This is a genomic window from Sphaerisporangium siamense (assembly GCF_014205275.1).
In the GTDB taxonomy this organism is placed as follows: domain Bacteria; phylum Actinomycetota; class Actinomycetes; order Streptosporangiales; family Streptosporangiaceae; genus Sphaerisporangium; species Sphaerisporangium siamense.
In genome coordinates this window covers 7914321-7930754 of the sequence record NZ_JACHND010000001.1, presented here as the reverse complement: position 1 = coordinate 7930754, position 16434 = coordinate 7914321, and the positions used below count along the sequence as shown (strand labels likewise).

General features: G+C 73.0%; 12 protein-coding genes. 11 read left to right on the top strand and 1 reads right to left on the bottom strand.

Going from position 1 to position 16434, the window contains the following annotated elements:
- Window positions 1–32 precede the first annotated feature (32 nt).
- The 4 genes from lysA to BJ982_RS35845 all read left to right on the top strand — a co-directional run bounded on the left by lysA (window position 33) and on the right by BJ982_RS35845 (window position 5717).
- Window positions 33–1415 carry a diaminopimelate decarboxylase gene (gene lysA, locus BJ982_RS35860; protein WP_184887543.1) on the top strand — a complete coding sequence of 461 codons (1383 nt, stop codon included), beginning with the start codon at window positions 33–35 and terminating at the stop codon, window positions 1413–1415.
- A 77-nt stretch (window positions 1416–1492) separates the two neighbouring features.
- A complete protein-coding gene (locus BJ982_RS35855; RefSeq protein WP_184889836.1) occupies window positions 1493–2779 on the top strand; it encodes a homoserine dehydrogenase in 1287 nt (428 codons plus the stop codon).
- A 68-nt stretch (window positions 2780–2847) separates the two neighbouring features.
- A complete protein-coding gene (locus tag BJ982_RS35850) occupies window positions 2848–3978 on the top strand; it encodes a glycosyltransferase (RefSeq protein ID WP_184887541.1) in 1131 nt (376 codons plus the stop codon).
- Window positions 3975–5717, top strand: a complete 1743-nt coding sequence (locus BJ982_RS35845) for a glycosyltransferase family 2 protein (protein WP_239122723.1) — start codon at window positions 3975–3977, stop codon at window positions 5715–5717. Before BJ982_RS35850 ends, BJ982_RS35845 begins: the two co-directional genes overlap by 4 nt.
- 27 nt (window positions 5718–5744) lie before the next feature.
- On the opposite strand, the gene BJ982_RS35840 is transcribed toward BJ982_RS35845, so the two are convergent.
- Window positions 5745–7334, bottom strand: coding sequence for a glycosyltransferase family 2 protein (locus BJ982_RS35840; RefSeq protein ID WP_239122724.1), 1590 nt, complete (start codon window positions 7332–7334; stop codon window positions 5745–5747).
- A 398-nt stretch (window positions 7335–7732) separates the two neighbouring features.
- Here BJ982_RS35840 and thrC point away from each other — a divergent pair, with 398 nt between their 5' ends.
- The 7 genes from thrC (at window position 7733) to prfA (ending at window position 16422) form a co-directional block, all read left to right on the top strand.
- Window positions 7733–8791, top strand: coding sequence for a threonine synthase (thrC, locus tag BJ982_RS35835; RefSeq protein WP_184887537.1), 1059 nt, complete (start codon window positions 7733–7735; stop codon window positions 8789–8791).
- A 405-nt stretch (window positions 8792–9196) separates the two neighbouring features.
- Window positions 9197–10129, top strand: a complete 933-nt coding sequence (thrB, locus tag BJ982_RS35830; protein ID WP_184887535.1) for a homoserine kinase — start codon at window positions 9197–9199, stop codon at window positions 10127–10129.
- Between the two features lie 451 nt (window positions 10130–10580).
- The gene (gene rho, locus BJ982_RS35825; protein WP_184887533.1) at window positions 10581–12560 is read left to right on the top strand and encodes a transcription termination factor Rho; all 1980 of its coding nucleotides are present in this window, start codon (window positions 10581–10583) and stop codon (window positions 12558–12560) included.
- A 217-nt stretch (window positions 12561–12777) separates the two neighbouring features.
- Window positions 12778–14070, top strand: coding sequence for a sensor histidine kinase (locus tag BJ982_RS35820; RefSeq protein ID WP_203958861.1), 1293 nt, complete (start codon window positions 12778–12780; stop codon window positions 14068–14070).
- A 14-nt stretch (window positions 14071–14084) separates the two neighbouring features.
- Window positions 14085–14726, top strand: coding sequence for a response regulator transcription factor (locus tag BJ982_RS35815; RefSeq protein ID WP_184889830.1), 642 nt, complete (start codon window positions 14085–14087; stop codon window positions 14724–14726).
- Window positions 14727–15028: 302 nt separating this feature from the next.
- Window positions 15029–15247 carry a 50S ribosomal protein L31 gene (rpmE, locus tag BJ982_RS35810; RefSeq protein ID WP_184607810.1) on the top strand — a complete coding sequence of 73 codons (219 nt, stop codon included), beginning with the start codon at window positions 15029–15031 and terminating at the stop codon, window positions 15245–15247.
- 122 nt (window positions 15248–15369) lie between these two features.
- Window positions 15370–16422, top strand: a complete 1053-nt coding sequence (prfA, locus tag BJ982_RS35805) for a peptide chain release factor 1 (protein ID WP_184887531.1) — start codon at window positions 15370–15372, stop codon at window positions 16420–16422.
- Window positions 16423–16434: the final 12 nt, after the last annotated feature.

The window sequence follows — 16434 nt, the reverse complement described above, 5'->3', positions numbered from 1 at the left end:
GGAGGATCACGAGGTCGGATAGCCTCGTTCGGGTGAGTCGATTCGCCCATCCCGCCGGTGACCGCCATGCCGAGGTGCCGCACGAGGAGCGCCCGCCGCGGCCCCCGGCCGACCTCAACACGCTCGACCCCGCCGTCTGGCCGCGAACGTCCGGCCGCGCGGACGGGGCGGTCACGATCGCCGGCGTGGACGTCCGCGATCTGGCCCGCGAGTACGGTACCCCGCTCTACGTCGTCGACGAGGACGACTTCCGCTCGCGCTGCCGCGACTACAAGGCCGCCTTCGACGGCGGCCACGTCTACTACGCGGGCAAGGCGTTCCTGTGCAGAGAGGTCGCCCGCTGGGTCGACCAGGAGGGCCTCGGCCTGGACGTCTGCACCAGCGGCGAGCTCGCCGTGGCACTCTCGGTCGGCTTCCCGCCCGAGCGCATCGCCCTGCACGGCAACAACAAGTCGTACGCCGAGCTGGAGACGGCGCTGCGCGCCGGGGTCGGCCGCATCGTCGTCGACTCCTTCGACGAGATCGCCCGCGTCGGCTATCTGGCCGAGAAGCTGGACGTCCGCGCCCAGGTGCAGATCCGGGTGACCACCGGGGTCGAGGCGCACACGCACGAGTTCATCGCCACGGCCCACGACGACCAGAAGTTCGGCCTGTCGCTGAACAGCGGGGCCGCCGCCGAGGCCGTGCGCCGCGTTCTGGCCCTGCCCCAGCTCGAACTGGTCGGCCTGCACTCCCACATCGGCTCGCAGATCTTCGACACCGCGGGCTTCGAGGTCGCCGCCCGGCGCCTGGCCGTGCTGCTGACGCAGGTCAAGGAGGAGCACGGCGTCGTGCTCCCCGAGCTGGACCTCGGCGGCGGGTACGGCATCGCCTACGTCAGGGGCGACGACCCGCCGGACATCAAGGTCGTGGCGGACAGCCTGCGTGAGATCGTGGCCCGGGTGTGCGACGACGCCGGCCTGCCCGTCCCCGGCCTCACGGTCGAGCCCGGGCGCGCCATCGCCGGCCCCAGCGGCGTCACGCTCTACGAGGTCGGCACGATCAAGGACGTCGAGGGCCTCCGCTCCTACGTCAGCGTGGACGGCGGCATGAGCGACAACCTGCGCACCGCCCTGTACGGCGCGGAGTACACCTGCGTGCTGGCCTCCCGGGCCAGCGACGCGCCCGGGGTGCTGTCCCGCGTGGTCGGCAAGCACTGCGAGAGCGGCGACATCGTCGTGCGCGACGCCTGGCTGCCCGAGGATCTCGCCGTCGGCGACCTTCTGGCGCTCCCGGCGACCGGCGCCTACTGCCGTTCGCTGGCCAACAATTACAACTACCTGCCCAAGCCCGCCGTGGTGGCCGTGCGGGACGGCGTGTCCCGCGTGATCGTCCACCGCGAAACCGAGGACGATCTCCTGAGGGGGCAAGTGTGAAACCGGTCGAGGGGGCCGAGGAGCCGCGCCACGAGCAGCGCGGACGGCACGAGCGGCCGGGCGACTCCGGCCGTCCGCTGAGGGTCGCGCTGCTCGGCTGCGGCGTCGTCGGCTCGCAGGTCGTGCGCCTGCTGCACGAGCAGGCCGACGACCTGGCCGCCCGCATCGGCGCGCCGCTGGAGCTGGCCGGGGTCGCGGTGCGCCGCCTCGGCCGCAAGCGCGACAGCGAGGTGGACCCTTCCCTGCTCACCACGGACGCCGAGGCGCTGGTGGCCCGGGACGACGTCGACATCGTGGTCGAGGTGATCGGCGGCATCGAGCCCGCGCGCTCGCTCATGCTGGCGGCGCTGGCGGACGGCAAGGCGATCGTCACGGCCAACAAGGCGCTGCTCGCCGAGGACGGCGCGACGGTCCACGGCGCGGCCAAGCGGCACGGCGGCGACCTGTACTACGAGGCCAGCGTGGCGGGGGCGATCCCGCTGCTGCGCCCGCTGCGCGAGTCCCTCGCCGGCGACCGGGTCCGGCGCGTGCTCGGCATCGTCAACGGCACCACCAACTACATCCTGGACAAGATGGACACCACGGGCGCGTCGTTCACCGACGCCCTGGAGGAGGCCCAGTCCCTGGGGTACGCCGAGGCCGACCCGACCGCCGACGTCGAGGGCTTCGACGCCGCCGCCAAGGCCGCCATCCTCGCCGGGCTCGCCTTCCACACCCGGGTGACCGCCGCCGATGTCCACCGCGAGGGCATCACCGAGATCACCGCCACCGACGTCGCCAGCGCCAAGGCCATGGGCTACGTCATCAAGCTGCTGGCGATCTGTGCCCGCTCCGACGACGGCCGCTCGGTCGGCGTGCGCGTCCACCCGGCGATGATCCCGAGGACCCACCCCCTGGCGGGCGTGCGCGAGGCCTACAACGCGGTGTTCGTGGAGGCCGAGTCGGCGGGCCAGCTCATGTTCTACGGCAAGGGCGCCGGCGGCGCGCCCACCGCGTCGGCGGTGCTGGGCGACATCGTCGCCGTGGCGCGCAACCGGATCGCCGGGGTGCACGGCCCGCAGGAGTCGACGTACGCCGACCTGGCCGTCCATCCGATGGGTGAGACCGTGACGCGCTACCACGTCTCGCTGGACGTCGCGGACAAGCCGGGCGTCCTCGCCACGGTCGCCGAGATCTTCGCCAAGCACGACGTGTCCATCCGGATCGTCCGGCAGGAGGGGCACGGCGACGACGCCCAGCTCGTGCTGGTCACCCACCGGGCCACCGACGCGGCGCTGTCGGCGACGATCTCCGGGCTGCGCGAGCTGGACATCGTCCGCGACGTGACGAGCGTGATGCGCGTCGAGGGCGAGGAATCTTCCTGATCACCGGCCGGGCGCGCGCCCGGCCGGCCCTCCGCCCCCCGCGGAGGGCGATCTTCGAAGGGAGTGCGGTGGCAGAGGGTGACCCGACACCGCTCGGCTACACGCGTACGCCCGCGGAAGGCCCCGCCGACCTGGCCTTCCGGGACGGGCGTCCCGTGCTCGGCGGCGAGGCGGCCGACCTCCCGCTGACGGCCGCCGCCGTCGCGGGCCTGCGCCCTCTGGAGGGGCTGCGCGTCCGCTGGCCGGACGTCCGCGCCGGGGAGCGGCAGGCGACGCCGGAGACGGTGCTGAGGACGGTGCTGGGCCTCGCGGCGGCCGGCGTGCCGGTGTACGCCGACGAGGCGCCCTCCTGGTTCAAGGAGGCCGCCCCCGACCTGGCCGTCACGCTCACCTCCTGGGCGCCCGGGCCCCGTGACGCGTCCGTGCGCTCGGTGAGCGATCTGCGGCGCGAGGAGCACAGCCTGCGCCTGCGCCGCCTCGCCCTGCGCGGCCCCGCCGGGGCCGTGCCCAAGGTCAGCGTGGTCATGTCCAGCAAGCGACCCGAGCTGCTCGGCGCGGCGCTCGGCCAGATCGCCCGCCAGCGGCACGTGGACGTCGAGGTCGTGCTCGGCCTGCACGGCGTCCCGTCCGCGCACCCGGACGTGCGGCGGGCGCTGGAGTCGTTCCCCCTGCCGGTGACGGTGCGCGAGGCGGACGCCGCCACGCCGTTCGGCGAGGTGCTCGACCGGGCGGCGGACATGGCGTCGGGCGACGAGATCGCCAAGTGGGACGACGACGACTGGTACTCCCCGGAGCACCTGGCCGACCTGATCATGGCGCGGTCCTATAGCGGGGCCGACATCGTGGGGACGGCGGCGGAGTTCTTCTACCTGGAGCCGCTCCGCGTCACGGTGCGCCGCACGGACTACACCAGCGAGATCTGGTCGGATCACGTGGCCGGCGGTACGATCTTCCTCGCTCGGGCGAAGTTTCAGGAGATCGGCGGTTTCGAGGGGGTGGCGCGGGGCGTGGACGCCCAGTTCCTCAAGACCGCCCACGCCGCCGGGGCCCGCATCTACCGCACCCAAGGGCTGGGCTACGTGCTGCGGCGCACCATCGCCGCCGACCACACCTGGCAGCTCCCCCTGGCGCACTTCCTGCGCGTGGCGACCAACCAGTGGCGCGGCTTCCGGCCGAGCCTCGTCCTGGAAGCCCCATGACCCCCATGGCCCGGCACGTGCGCGGCAACGACTACACCGTGCTCGACCCGCCCGCGCTCGGCGCCTGGACCCCCACCCTGCGGGTCAGCGTGGTCATCCCCGCGCACGGCGCGCAGGACAAGCTCGACCTGGCCCTGGCCGCCCTCGCCGCCCAGACCTACCCTGCCGAGCTGCTGGACGTCATCGTTGTCGACAACGGCAGCAGCCCCGCGCTGCGCCTGCCGCTGATCCGTCCCGCGGGCACGCGGCTGATCGTCTGCGACACCCCCGGCAGGGCCGACGCGCGCAACGCCGGCCTGGCCGCGGCGACCGGCGACGTCGTCCACTGGCTCGACTCCGACGTGGTCGCCGACCCCCGCGAGGTCGAGGCCCACATGCGCTGGCACCACCTCGCCCCCTACCTCGTCGTCACGAGCTACCTGCGCTTCACCACGGCCGCGCTGCCCGCGCCCGAGGTCGTCGCGGCGGGCAAGGACCTGGCCGAGCTGTTCGAGCCCGCCGAGCCGCACGAATGGCTGGTCGACCTGGTCGGGCGCACCCGCGGGCTCACGCAGGCGCCGAGCCGGGCCTTCAGCCTGCACGTCGGCGGCGCGACGTCGGTCGGCAGGCGCCTGATCGAGCGGGCCGGCCCGATGGACGTCGACCTCCCCCTCGGCCAGGACACCGAGATGGGCTACCGGCTCGCCCAGGCCGGGGCGGTGTTCGTCCCCGAGCCGCTGGCCAAGGGCTACCACCTGGGGCCGTCCATGCGGATGCGCGACAAGGAGCGCATCGACCGGGTCAGCCACGCGCTCATCGGCGACCGCATCCCCCACTACCGCTGGCTGCGCGGCCACCCCACCCGTCAGTGGAAGGTGCCCTATCTCGACGTCCTGGTGGCGGCCGAGGGGTACGACGAGACGCGCGCGACCGTGGACGCCGTGCTCGCCGGCACCGTCCCCGACGTGTCGGTGGTGCTCGCCGGGCCCTGGGACACCCTCACGCCCGACCGCAGGGCCCCGCTGAGCGATCCCCGGCTCGACCTCACGCTGCTGCGCGGCCACTACGCCCACGACGCGCGGGTGCGGTTCGCCGCCGCCGAGCCCGCGCGCCTCGCGCCGTACCGGCTGCGGCTGCCCGCGGGGTGGGTGCCGGGGGAGGACAGCCTCGCCCGGCTCCTCGACCTGGCCGTCGAGGGCGACCACGGGCTGGTCGGCGTCCTGCTCGCCGAAGGGCCGCAGGGCCTGGTCACGGCCCGCCTGGAACGGCGCTCCGCCTTCGAACGCGCAGAGCTCACCGCCGCGACGTCCGGCACCTCGATGACCCCGGGGGCCCCCACGACTTCGGAGGCTCCGGAGACGGAGGAGGCTGCGGGGACCTGGAACGCCCCGGACGCCCTGGACGACCTCGTGGACGAGGTGTACGGGACGCTGTGGACCGACGGCGAGACCCTGGGGTTCGTGCCCGCCGGGCAGGCGCCGCAGATCAAGGGCCGCCGCATGTCCTACCGGGCGCGCCTGGAGGCCGAAGCGGAGATCGCCAGGCTCACCAAGGAGGCCGAGCGCCTGCGCGGCCAGATCGCCAAGTGGCGCGAGGAGGCGGGGCGGTGGCGCAAGTCCGCCGTCGACCTGCGGCGCGAGGTGGGCGGCCTGCGCAGGGAGGTCGCCCGGCTCAAGGCGAGCCGCTTCCGCACAGTGATCAAACGCATCTCGGCCCGCCGGACCGGCCCGCCGGAACCCGCCGACGACCAGGGCGCCTGACGGGCGCCTCGGACGGCAGGTGGGGCCTCAGCGGCCGCGTAGGGCCGTTCTCAGCCTTTTGACCAGCTTCTCCGGGGCTCCGGGTGTGGAGGGGGCGCCGTCTCGGGGGGGCCGGCCGTCGCCGTCGGCGGGACGTCGCGGGGTCTGCTGGGGTCCGTCGTCCTTGGCGGGGGAGGGCCAGTACTCCGCGGACGACGCGTGCCGTACGCCGTGGGTCAGCGCGATGACCTCGGCGAGGTCCTCGCCTTCCGCGGCGAGCAGGCGGGCGCGGTTCACCGCCTCGGTGCGTTCGAGGCGGGCGGTGCGGCCGTCGGGGAACTCGACCACCAGCAGTCCTGCCCGGGTCTCGGACAGTGTCTTGATCATCTGTTCCAGGGAGCGGCGCGCCAGGGGGACGTCCACGGGACCGGTGTAGCGGAACGGGACGGGTGCGGGGTCGCGCGGCGCCTCTGCGGCCAGGGTGACGGCGGGGTCGTGCCGGAACTGCTCGCGGATCAGCCGCGCCTCGAAGTGCGGGTCGCCGAGCACGGGGTGACGGCCCTCGGTGAGCGACGCCCACGGCCCGAGCAGCGTAACCGTGACGTCGGGCAGGCCGCCGTTCAGCGCCGCGCCGACGGCCGCGCGGACCTCCGGCTCGGCGCGCCCCGTGGCGTCCAGCACGACCTCGACGTAGGGGACCAGCCAGCGCCTGCCGCGCTCCTTGCGCAGGTCGCGGCGCAGCGGCACCCGCTGGGCGAGGAAGGGCGCGACCACGCGCACGGTGGCGTCGGGGTCGAGGCGCTGGGCGGGGATGCCCAGGTGGACGGCACAGGCCGCCATGTCGGGGACGAAGACGGCGCCGCGCGTCGCCAGGCGGTAGGCGAACTCGGTGTCCTCGCCCCGCAGCACCGCGGGGTCCAGGCCCCCGGCCGCGCGGAACAGGTCGCGCCGCAGCGACACGGTGGGGCCGGTGCAGACGTGGTAGGGGTTCTTGCTGGCGCGCAGCCCGTCCAGGCGGCGGATCGTCGCCTCGGTGCTGCTGGGGATCGCCGCCGCGATGTCGAAGAGCGAGTCCAGGTCGCCCGCGGCCACGGCGGCGCGCACCTGCGCGGCGGTGAGCGGCGGCTCCTCCAGGAAGACCTTGGCGCCGATGGTGACGACGTAGTCGGTGAGGTGGTGCCAGCGCGCCAGCGCCTCGATGTGCTCGCGGTAGATCACCATGTCGGAGTCGAGGCGCTGGATGATCGCGCCCTCGGCGTGGGCGGCGCCGGTGTTGAGGGCGTGCGCCGTCCCCCAGCCGCCGGGCGCGGCGGGCACGAGCCGGGTGTTCTCGGGGCGGTCGGCCGGCAGGCGCAGGGGCGGCTCGCTGCCGTCGTCGACGACGATGACCTCAAGCAGCCCGGCCGGGTAGGTCTGCGCGGCGAGGGCGGCGAGCGTGAGGTCGAGCCGGTGCTGTCCGCCGTGGGCCGGGATGACCACGCTCACCGGCAGCTCGGGCTTCCAGCCGCCGAGCGGGGGTGGGACGAGCGGGGAGTAGTCGTTGTGGCGGATCCTGGGCCGGTCGCCTCGGCCACGGGTCGTGGGCTTTCCCTGGTCGAGACCGGTGGTCGCCGGTCCCGTCCGCGGGGAGACGGGCACGGTGGTGCTCCTTCGTCGGTTCGCTTCGCCGCCGGGTGCCGACCCTACCCAAGGATCCTGAGAGCTTCGTAAGAGCGTGCGGGAGGGCGGTGGCGGACGCACCTTTCCCGCGATCCCGTCGATCATGCGCGCCTTTCCCATTTATTGGTAAATGGCGGTAAAGAGTGAGTTGTACAGGCTTTTCCGAAGTGATGAGCGATCCGAAGTTCTCCCCGCCGGACGTTCCGCGAGTGGCGCGAAGCTCGCGGGTGGCGGGGAAACGCCCGTCCAGCCTGTGGACAACGGACGCGGCGCCGTGGGCGTCCCCGTAGACTCGGTGTCCTGATACCGCTGGTAGCGGACCCATGGTTACGCGCCGCCGTGCGACGATCGCCCGGCCGGGCGCGGGAGGAGCGACGATGTTCAGGGCATGGCGTGGCCTCATCGAGGAATACCGTGACAGGCTCCCCGTGACCACGACGACGCCCGTGGTCACCCTGCTGGAGGGGGGTACGCCGCTCGTTCCCGCGCGGCGCCTGTCCGACCTCACCGGCTGCGAGGTCAGCCTCAAGGTCGAGGGCCTCAACCCCACCGGCAGCTTCAAGGACCGGGGCATGACCGTGGCCATCAGCAAGGCGGTCGAAGAGGGCGCCAAGGCCGTCATCTGCGCTTCCACGGGCAACACCAGCGCCTCCGCCGCGGCCTACGCCGTACGCGCCGGGCTCACCTGCGCGGTCCTGGTGCCGCGCGGCAAGATCGCCATGGGCAAGCTGGCCCAGGCCCTCGTGCACGGCGCCAAGCTGCTCCAGGTCGACGGCTCCTTCGACGACTGCCTCGAAATGACCAGGAAGCTCGCGGAGAACTTCCCGATCGCCCTGGTCAACTCGGTGAACCCCCACCGGCTCCAGGGACAGAAGACCGCCGCGTTCGAGATCGTCGACGCCCTCGGCGACGCGCCGGACGTCCACTGCATCCCCGTCGGCAACGCGGGCAACATCTCCGCCTACTGGATGGGCTACCGCGAGTACGCCCGCGACGGCGTCGCCACCCGCACCCCGCGCATGCTCGGCTTCCAGGCCAGCGGCGCCGCGCCCATCGTCCAGGGCGCCCCGGTCACCCACCCGCACACGATCGCCACGGCCATCCGCATCGGCAACCCGGCGTCCTGGCGGCTCGCCGAGGCGGCCCGCGACGAGTCCGGCGGCGCCATCCAGGCCGTCACCGACCGCCAGATCGCCGCGGCGTACAAGCTGCTCGCGCAGGAGGAGGGCGTGTTCGTCGAGCTGGCCTCGGCCGCGAGCGTGGCCGGCCTGCTCCAGGCCCACGAGCAGGGCATGCTGCGGCACGGCGAGCGCGTCGTCTGCACGGTCACCGGCAACGGCCTCAAGGACCCCGACTGGGCCATCTCCGGGGCGCCGACCCCGCTGACGATCCCCGTCGACGCCTTCGCCGCCGCGGGCGCGCTCGAACTGGCCTGACGCGCCCGCCGCCCTACCTCTGGACGAATCCCGCCCGACCCGGCATCATGTCCGGCGACACCCGGATGCGCACGGGAAGGACCGGCAGGGCCGCCGGTCTCCGGTGCCGGGCACGGGATGCGCGGGGGAGCGCGGGCCAAAGGCGGCCGCGAGTTTCTGGACGCCCCCCGAGACCCTCGCCCGGTGACCCCTGTCCTCGCGGGCGTCACCCCGGGAACGACGGCGTTCGCCCCCGGGCCGCGACCGGTGGCCCCCTGGGGCCGGCCCGGAAAGCCCCGGGAAACGGCGTTCGTGAATCGTTCATGAGCGTGAATCGCTCACGGGCGCTCGTGAATCGCTCAATACGGGTCTCGGCGCCACCGAGATCACTTTTTCCCCATGACCCACATGAATCCGAGGAACCGCATGGCATCGAGCAGCGTCGTCGTCCGCGTGCCCGCCACCAGTGCCAATCTCGGGCCCGGCTTCGACTCGCTCGGGCTGGCCCTCGCGCTGTACGACGAGATCGAGGCGAGCGTCCACGACGACGTGGGCGGTTCCCCGGCCGCGCGCTCGGTCCAGGTCTCCGTCGAGGGGGAAGGCGCCGGCGAGCTCGATCTCGGCGAGGGTCACCTGATCGTCAGGGCGATGCGGGCCGCCTACGACCGGGCGGGCGTGCCCCAGCCGCGCGGCATCCGGCTGCGCTGTCACAACCGCATCCCGCACGCGCGCGGCCTCGGGTCGTCCTCGGCGGCGATCTGCGCGGGGCTGCTCGCCGCCCGCGCGCTCGGCGCGGACGCCCTGACGGACGACGAGGTGTTCGCGCTGGCCACCGAGATGGAGGGCCATCCGGACAACGTCGCGCCGTGCCTTTCCGGCGGCCTCACCATCGCGTGGACGGAGCTGTCCGGAAGGCCGCGTAAGCTGGAACTGAGCCCGCACGGGGGCGTCCGACCAGTGGTGTTCGTGCCGAGAACCCGGCTTTCCACCGAGACGGCGCGCGGGCTCCTGCCGAAGGACGTACCGCACGCCGACGCGGCCGCGAACGCCGGACGCGCCGCCCTGCTCATCGCGGCGCTGACCCAGTGTCCGCGGAGCGAGGTTCTGCTGGCCGCCACAGAAGATCGTTTGCACCAGGCCTACCGCGCGCCTGCCATGCCGGGCACGGCCGATCTGGTACAACGTCTGCGCGTGGCGGGCGTTCCCGCGGTCGTATCGGGGGCCGGTCCGACGGTTCTCGTGTTCGGAACGCCGGATACCCATGATTTGATCGCGTCGGAAGTGGGTAATGACTGGCACATCCAGCCATTGGACGTCGACCGATCCGGTGCGGCCGTTCAATTTCCCGAGACACGCTGATGCATCTTCGACCTTCAGGGAATAGCAGTGTGCGCTGGTGATGTTAGGCTGATAGCCGCACCAGATGCCCCCGTTGCGGGTGCGTGCTTGTCAGCCATACATCGCTGGATCGCGCCTCGTGTCGTCAGACGCGGGCCGCTCAGCGGGCTTCCCGAATTCATCGCCTCCGGTTGGTCCACATCCGGTTGGCGTGTCGAGAAGCGGCGTAATCGGGGACATGCGCGTTCGACTGGCATCGACATCTGGTCGGCGGTAACCAGCCGGGGGGCGACCCCCGGGCCCCCAACGGCTCGCGAATCTCGACGGTGACGGCTCTGTGCCGGTTCGACGCACCGGCTTCCCGACACCTTAGAAGTTCGTCCAGCCCGACCCGGTCTGTCCCGCCGGGTCGCACCACCGGGACGCCTGGCTGATCGTGGCCGACGCCCGACCCCTGGGAAGGACCTTTTAGTTGAGCGACACCACCGAACTCCTCTCCGACGCCACCGGCACAGTGTCGCCGGTCGCCGGCGACACCCCCACCCGCGCCGCGGCCCGGCCGCGCCGTCGCTCCGGCACCGGCCTCGCGGCCATGGTGCTGCCCGAGTTGCAGGCTCTCGCGTCGAGCCTGGGCATCAGCGGGACGGGGCGGATGCGCAAGAGCCAGCTCATCGCGGCCATCCAGGAGAAGCAGGGCGTTTCCGCCGACGGTGCCTCTCCCGCCGCCGAGGCCCCCGCCGCCGCGCCGGCCCCCGTCGCTTCCGCCGTCACGGCGGAGCCGGCGGCCGAGCGCCCCACCCGCACCCGGCGGGAACGTTCCCGCCCGGCGCCCGCCGAGACCGTCGCCGAAGTGCGCGAGGAGCGCGCCCCGGCCGCCGAGGCGCAGCCCGCCGAGCAGGCCGCCCCCGCCGCCGTGGCCGCCGAGCCCGCCCAGGCCGTCCAGCCGGAAGCGCGCCCCGAGCGCGCCGAGTCCCGCCGCGAGCGCCGCAGCCGGGGCGAGCGCCGCGAGCGCGGCGACAACCGTCCCGACAACCGCGGCGACAACAGCCGTCCTGAGCAGCGGGCCGCCGACGCGGGCGACACCCGCCCGCAGGGGCGCGAGCAGTCCCGTGACCAGGCGCAGGGCCGCGACCGCGACCGTGACCGTGACCGCGACCAGGCCCAGGGGCGTGACCGCGACCCGCGCGGCGGCGACCCGCGCGGCGGCGACCCGCAGGGCGACGACGACCGTCGCGGACGCCGCGGCCGGTTCAGGGAGCGCAACCGCCGGGGCCGTGACCGCTTCGACGGCAACGAGCCGGTGATCGGCGACGACGACGTCCTGATCCCCATCGCGGGCATCCTCGACATCCTCGACAACTACGCGTTCGTGCGCACCAGCGGCTACCTGCCCGGCGCGAACGACGTGTACGTCTCGCTGGCGCAGATCCGCCGCAACGGCCTGCGCAAGGGCGACGTGATCACCGGAGCGGTCCGCCAGCCCCGCGACGGCGAGCGCCGCGAGAAGTTCAACGCGCTCGTGCGGCTCGACACGGTCAACGGCATGGACCCCGAGCAGTCGCGCAACCGGCCGGACTTCACCAAGCTGACGCCGCTCTACCCGCAGGAGCGCCTGAGGCTGGAGACCGACCCCAACATCCTCACCACGCGCATCATCGACCTGGTCGCCCCCATCGGCAAGGGCCAGCGCGGTCTGATCGTCTCGCCGCCCAAGGCCGGTAAGACGATGGTCCTCCAGGCGATCGCCAACGCGATCACGCGCAACAACCCCGAGTGCCACCTCATGGTCGTCCTCGTCGACGAGCGGCCGGAAGAGGTCACCGACATGCAGCGCTCGGTGAAGGGCGAGGTCATCCACTCGACCTTCGACCGTCCCGCCGAGGACCACACCACGGTCGCCGAGCTCGCCATCGAGCGCGCCAAGCGGCTGGTGGAGCTCGGTCACGACGTCGTGGTGCTGCTCGACTCCATCACCCGCCTCGGCCGTGCCTACAACCTGGCGGCCCCGGCCTCCGGGCGCATCCTGTCCGGTGGTGTCGATTCGACCGCGCTGTACCCGCCGAAGCGGTTCTTCGGCGCGGCCCGCAACATCGAGAACGGCGGCTCGCTGACGATCCTCGCCACGGCGCTGGTCGAGACCGGCTCCAAGATGGACGAGGTCATCTTCGAGGAGTTCAAGGGCACCGGCAACGCCGAGCTGAAGCTCAACAGGTCCCTGGCCGACAAGCGTATCTTCCCCGCGGTGGACGTCGACGCGTCCGGCACCCGCAAGGAGGAGATCCTGCTGTCCCGGGACGAGTTGCAGATCGTCTGGAAGCTGCGCCGGGTGCTCCACGCGCTCGACATGCAGCAGGCGCTGGAGCTCCTGCTGGAGAAGATGCGCGAGACGCAGTCCAACGCCGAGTTCCTGCTCCAGGTCCAGAAGACCACGGTCAGCTCCGACCGCGACTGACCTCCCGCGCCGGCAGGCGCATGACAGGGCGGCGGGCCACACCGGCCCGCCGCCCTCGCCATGCCCGCCTTCGCCGTGCCCGCGTCCTGGGGGTGGGGCCAGCCCTACGGCAACGGGTGACGCCCGCTCCATGGCGCGGCGCCCCGCGGCTTGGGAGGCTCGTGACGTCAGGGCCGACGCGCACCACGCGGCCGACGTTCGACCGGAGGACACGCGAATGACCGTCGATGCGACGGCGCGCCGGCCGTTGCGCCACCGCGTCCCGCTCGGGCCGTACGGCCCGCTGGGGCTGCTGATCGACCCGATGACGTGGCGCGCGGTGCCGTACCTCCTCGTGGCCGGCTTCGCCACGGGCACCGCCTGGTTCGTGATCCTCGCCGTGGGGCTCTCCACGGCGCTCGCGCTGGTCATCGTGTGGGCCGGGCTGCCGCTGCTGTTGCTGGCGATGCTGTTGTGGCGTGGCGGCGCCATGCTGGAGCGGCGGGTGCTGCGCCTGGCGTTCGGCGTCGTCATCCCCGATCCCTACCGGCCGAGGCCGGAGTCGGGGTTGGTGCGGCATCTCGGCTGGCTGATCGGCGACCCCGCCACCTGGAAGGACCTCGGCTACCTGCTGCTGCTGTTCCCGCTCGGCCTGAGCGAGTTCCTGGTCTCCCTGACGCTGTGGTCGTGCGCGATCGGGCTGCTCGCCCAGCCGGTGGTGGTGCTGTCCGGCGACATCACGGTGATCAGCGACGGCCTCGTGATCGACTCCCTGCCCGGTTCGCTGCCCTGGGCGCTCTGCGGGGTCGCGGCGCTGGTGGTCACGCTGTACGTCACGCGGGGCATGGCCTGGCTGCACGGCCTGCTCGCCGTCGCGCTGCTCGGCCCCGGGGACGAGGCGCGGGTCAGGCACCTGCGGGCCAGCCGGGCCAGGGGAGTGGACGCCGCCGAGGCCGAGCGGCGCAGGATCGAGCGTGACCTGCACGACGGGGCCCAGCAGCGGCTGCTGTCGGTGGCGATGGAGCTCGGCAGGGCCCAGGCGAAGTTCGACTCCGCGCCCGAGGAGGCCAGGGAGCTGCTCGCCCGCGCCCACGCCGACGCCAAGGCCGCGATCGCCGAGCTGCGCGACCTCGCGCGGGGCATCTACCCGGCCATCCTGACCGACCGGGGCCTGGACGCCGCCCTGTCGGCGCTGGCCGCGCGGGCGCCGAACCGCGTGGACGTCGTGGTCGAGCTGGACGAGCGCCCGCCCGCCGCGGTCGAGAGCATCGCGTACTTCATCGTCGCCGAGTCGCTGGCCAACGTCGCCAAGCACTCGGTCGCCACCGAGGCGTCGGTGCTGGTGGGACGGGAGGGCCACCGGGTGGTCGTGGAGGTGCGCGACAACGGGATCGGCGGCGCCGAGGCCGTCCCCGGCGGCGGCCTGGCGGGGCTGGCCGACCGCGCGGCGACCATCGACGGCACGCTGACCATCGAGAGCCCGCCGGGCGGCCCCACGGTCGTCCGGGCGCGGCTACCGTACGAGTGGTGACGGAAGCGCGCGCGATGCGGGTCGTGATCGCCGAAGATTCGGTGCTGCTGCGCGAGGGCCTCGCCAGGCTCCTCGCCGACGGGGGCATCACCACGGTCGCCACGGTCGGCGACGGCCCGGGGCTCGTCGACGCCGTGCGCGAGCACCGGCCCGACCTCGCCGTGGTCGACGTCCGCATGCCGCCGAGCCACACCGACGAGGGGCTGCGGGCCGCGCTGTCCGCCCGCGCCCTGGTGCCGGGGCTCCCGGTGCTGGTGCTGTCGCAGTACGTCGAGGAGCGGTACGCCACCGAGCTGATCGGCCGCGGCGCCGCGGCCGTCGGCTACCTGCTCAAGGAGCGCGTGGCCGACGTCGAGGAGTTCCTCGACGCCGTGCGCAGGGTCGCCGCCGGCGGCACCGTGATCGACCCGGAGGTCGTCGTCCAGTTGCTGAGCCGCCGCCGCGAGCCGGTCGGGTCGCTGACCGGCCGGGAGTCAGAGGTCCTCGGGCTCATGGCCGAGGGGCGGTCCAACAACGCGATCGCGGGGCGTCTCGGGATCACCGAGGGGGCGGTCGAGAAACACATCTCGGGGATCTTCGGCAAACTGGGGCTCGACCCCACGCCCGACGACCACCGCAGGGTCCTCGCCGTCCTCGCCTACCTCGGCCGCGTCTAGGGCGAGGCGTCCCCACGGTGTGTTCCTACCGGGAATCACGGTCACAGCCCGGCTTTTCCCCAAATGTGGGGCTTTAATTGGTTAACTCCGTAACATCGTGATGACCGTATGCCGACGGCTCCGCCGACGGCCGGTGTCCCGAGTCCGCCGGGACCGGGCGCGGGAATGGACGATGGCCTGGCGCGGTTACAGGATCTGGCACACTGGTAGCCGACCCATGGCGGTTCCGGTTCACGCCCGCCCGCGCGTCACCCCGACCGTGAGCGATGGCGACCCGGCGGCCGCGCCCAGAGAGGAATGAGATGAAGCCCGACATTCACCCGCAGTACGGCACCACGCAGGTGACCTGCAGCTGCGGCAGCAGCTTCACCACCCGGAGCACCGCGAAGAACGGCGTGATCCACGCCGACGTCTGCTCCGCCTGCCACCCGTTCTACACGGGCAAGCAGAAGATCCTGGACACCGGCGGCCGGGTGGCCCGCTTCGAGAAGCGTTTCGGCAAGAAGCCCGCGAGCAAGTAGCCCGGCAAGCAGCGCCGGCCCGGAAGCGTCCCCCATGCGACGGGGGCGTGCCCGGGTCGGCGTTCTTGATGAAGGCCCGGTTTCTCGCCACGAAGCACGTCACGTAGGAAGAAGGTCGCACGGTGAACCTGGACGAGTTGCTCGCCGAGCACGCCGAGCTGGAGGTCAAGCTCGCCGATCCCGCCGTGCACGCCGACCAGAACCAGGCGCGCACCCTCGGCAGGCGCTACGCCCAGCTCACGCCCATCGTCGCCGTCTACCGCGAGCTGGAGGGCGTGCGCGACGATCTGGAGGCCGCCCGTGAGCTCGCCGCCGAGGACGCCGGCTTCGCAGACGAGATGGCCGAGCTGGAGGCCCGGGTGTCCCCGCTGGAGGAGCGGCTCAAGCACCTGCTCATCCCGCGCGATCCCAACGATGACAAGGACATCATCATGGAGATCAAGGCGGGCGAGGGCGGCGAGGAGTCCGCGCTGTTCGCGGGTGACCTTCTGCGCATGTACCTGCGCTACGCCGAGCGCGAGGGCTGGAAGACCGAGATCATCGACGCCCAGCAGTCCGACCTCGGCGGCTACAAGGACGTGACGGTGGCGATGAAGGGCAAGGGCGCCGACGGCGTCTGGTCGCGGCTGAAGTTCGAGGGCGGCGTCCACCGCGTGCAGCGCGTGCCGGTCACCGAGTCCCAGGGCCGCATCCACACCTCCGCCGCCGGCGTTCTGGTGTACCCCGAGGCCGAGGAGGTCGACGTCCAGATCGACCCGAACGACCTGCGCATCGACGTGTTCCGCAGCTCGGGGCCCGGCGGCCAGAGCGTCAACACCACCGACTCGGCGGTGCGCATCACGCACGTGCCCACCGGCGTCGTGGTGTCCTGCCAGAACGAGAAGAGCCAGCTCCAGAACAAGGAGTCGGCGCTGCGCATCCTGCGCGCCCGGCTGCTGGCCATCGCCCAGGAGCAGGCCGACGCCGCCGCCTCGGCCGAGCGCAAGTCCCAGGTGCGCACGGTCGACCGTTCCGAGCGCGTCCGCACCTACAATTTCCCCGAGAACCGCATCTCCGACCACCGGGTGGGGTTCAAGGCGTACAACCTCGACCAGGTGCTCGACGGCGAGCTCTCCGCGGTCATCCAAGCGCTCCTCGACGCCGAGATGGCGGAGAAGCTCGCCGCCCACGCGTGACCCGCGCCCGCC

Bases quoted from the DNA above. Each gene is read 5' to 3' on its own strand.
- BJ982_RS35845 (WP_239122723.1), top strand. From the start codon at position 3,975: ATGACCCCCATGGCCCGGCACGTGCGCGGCAACGACTACACCGTGCTC.
- thrC (WP_184887537.1), top strand. From the start codon at position 7,733: ATGTTCAGGGCATGGCGTGGCCTCATCGAGGAATACCGTGACAGGCTC.
- thrB (WP_184887535.1), top strand. From the start codon at position 9,197: ATGGCATCGAGCAGCGTCGTCGTCCGCGTGCCCGCCACCAGTGCCAAT.
- BJ982_RS35820 (WP_203958861.1), top strand. From the start codon at position 12,778: ATGACCGTCGATGCGACGGCGCGCCGGCCGTTGCGCCACCGCGTCCCG.
- BJ982_RS35815 (WP_184889830.1), top strand. From the start codon at position 14,085: ATGCGGGTCGTGATCGCCGAAGATTCGGTGCTGCTGCGCGAGGGCCTC.
- rpmE (WP_184607810.1), top strand. From the start codon at position 15,029: ATGAAGCCCGACATTCACCCGCAGTACGGCACCACGCAGGTGACCTGC.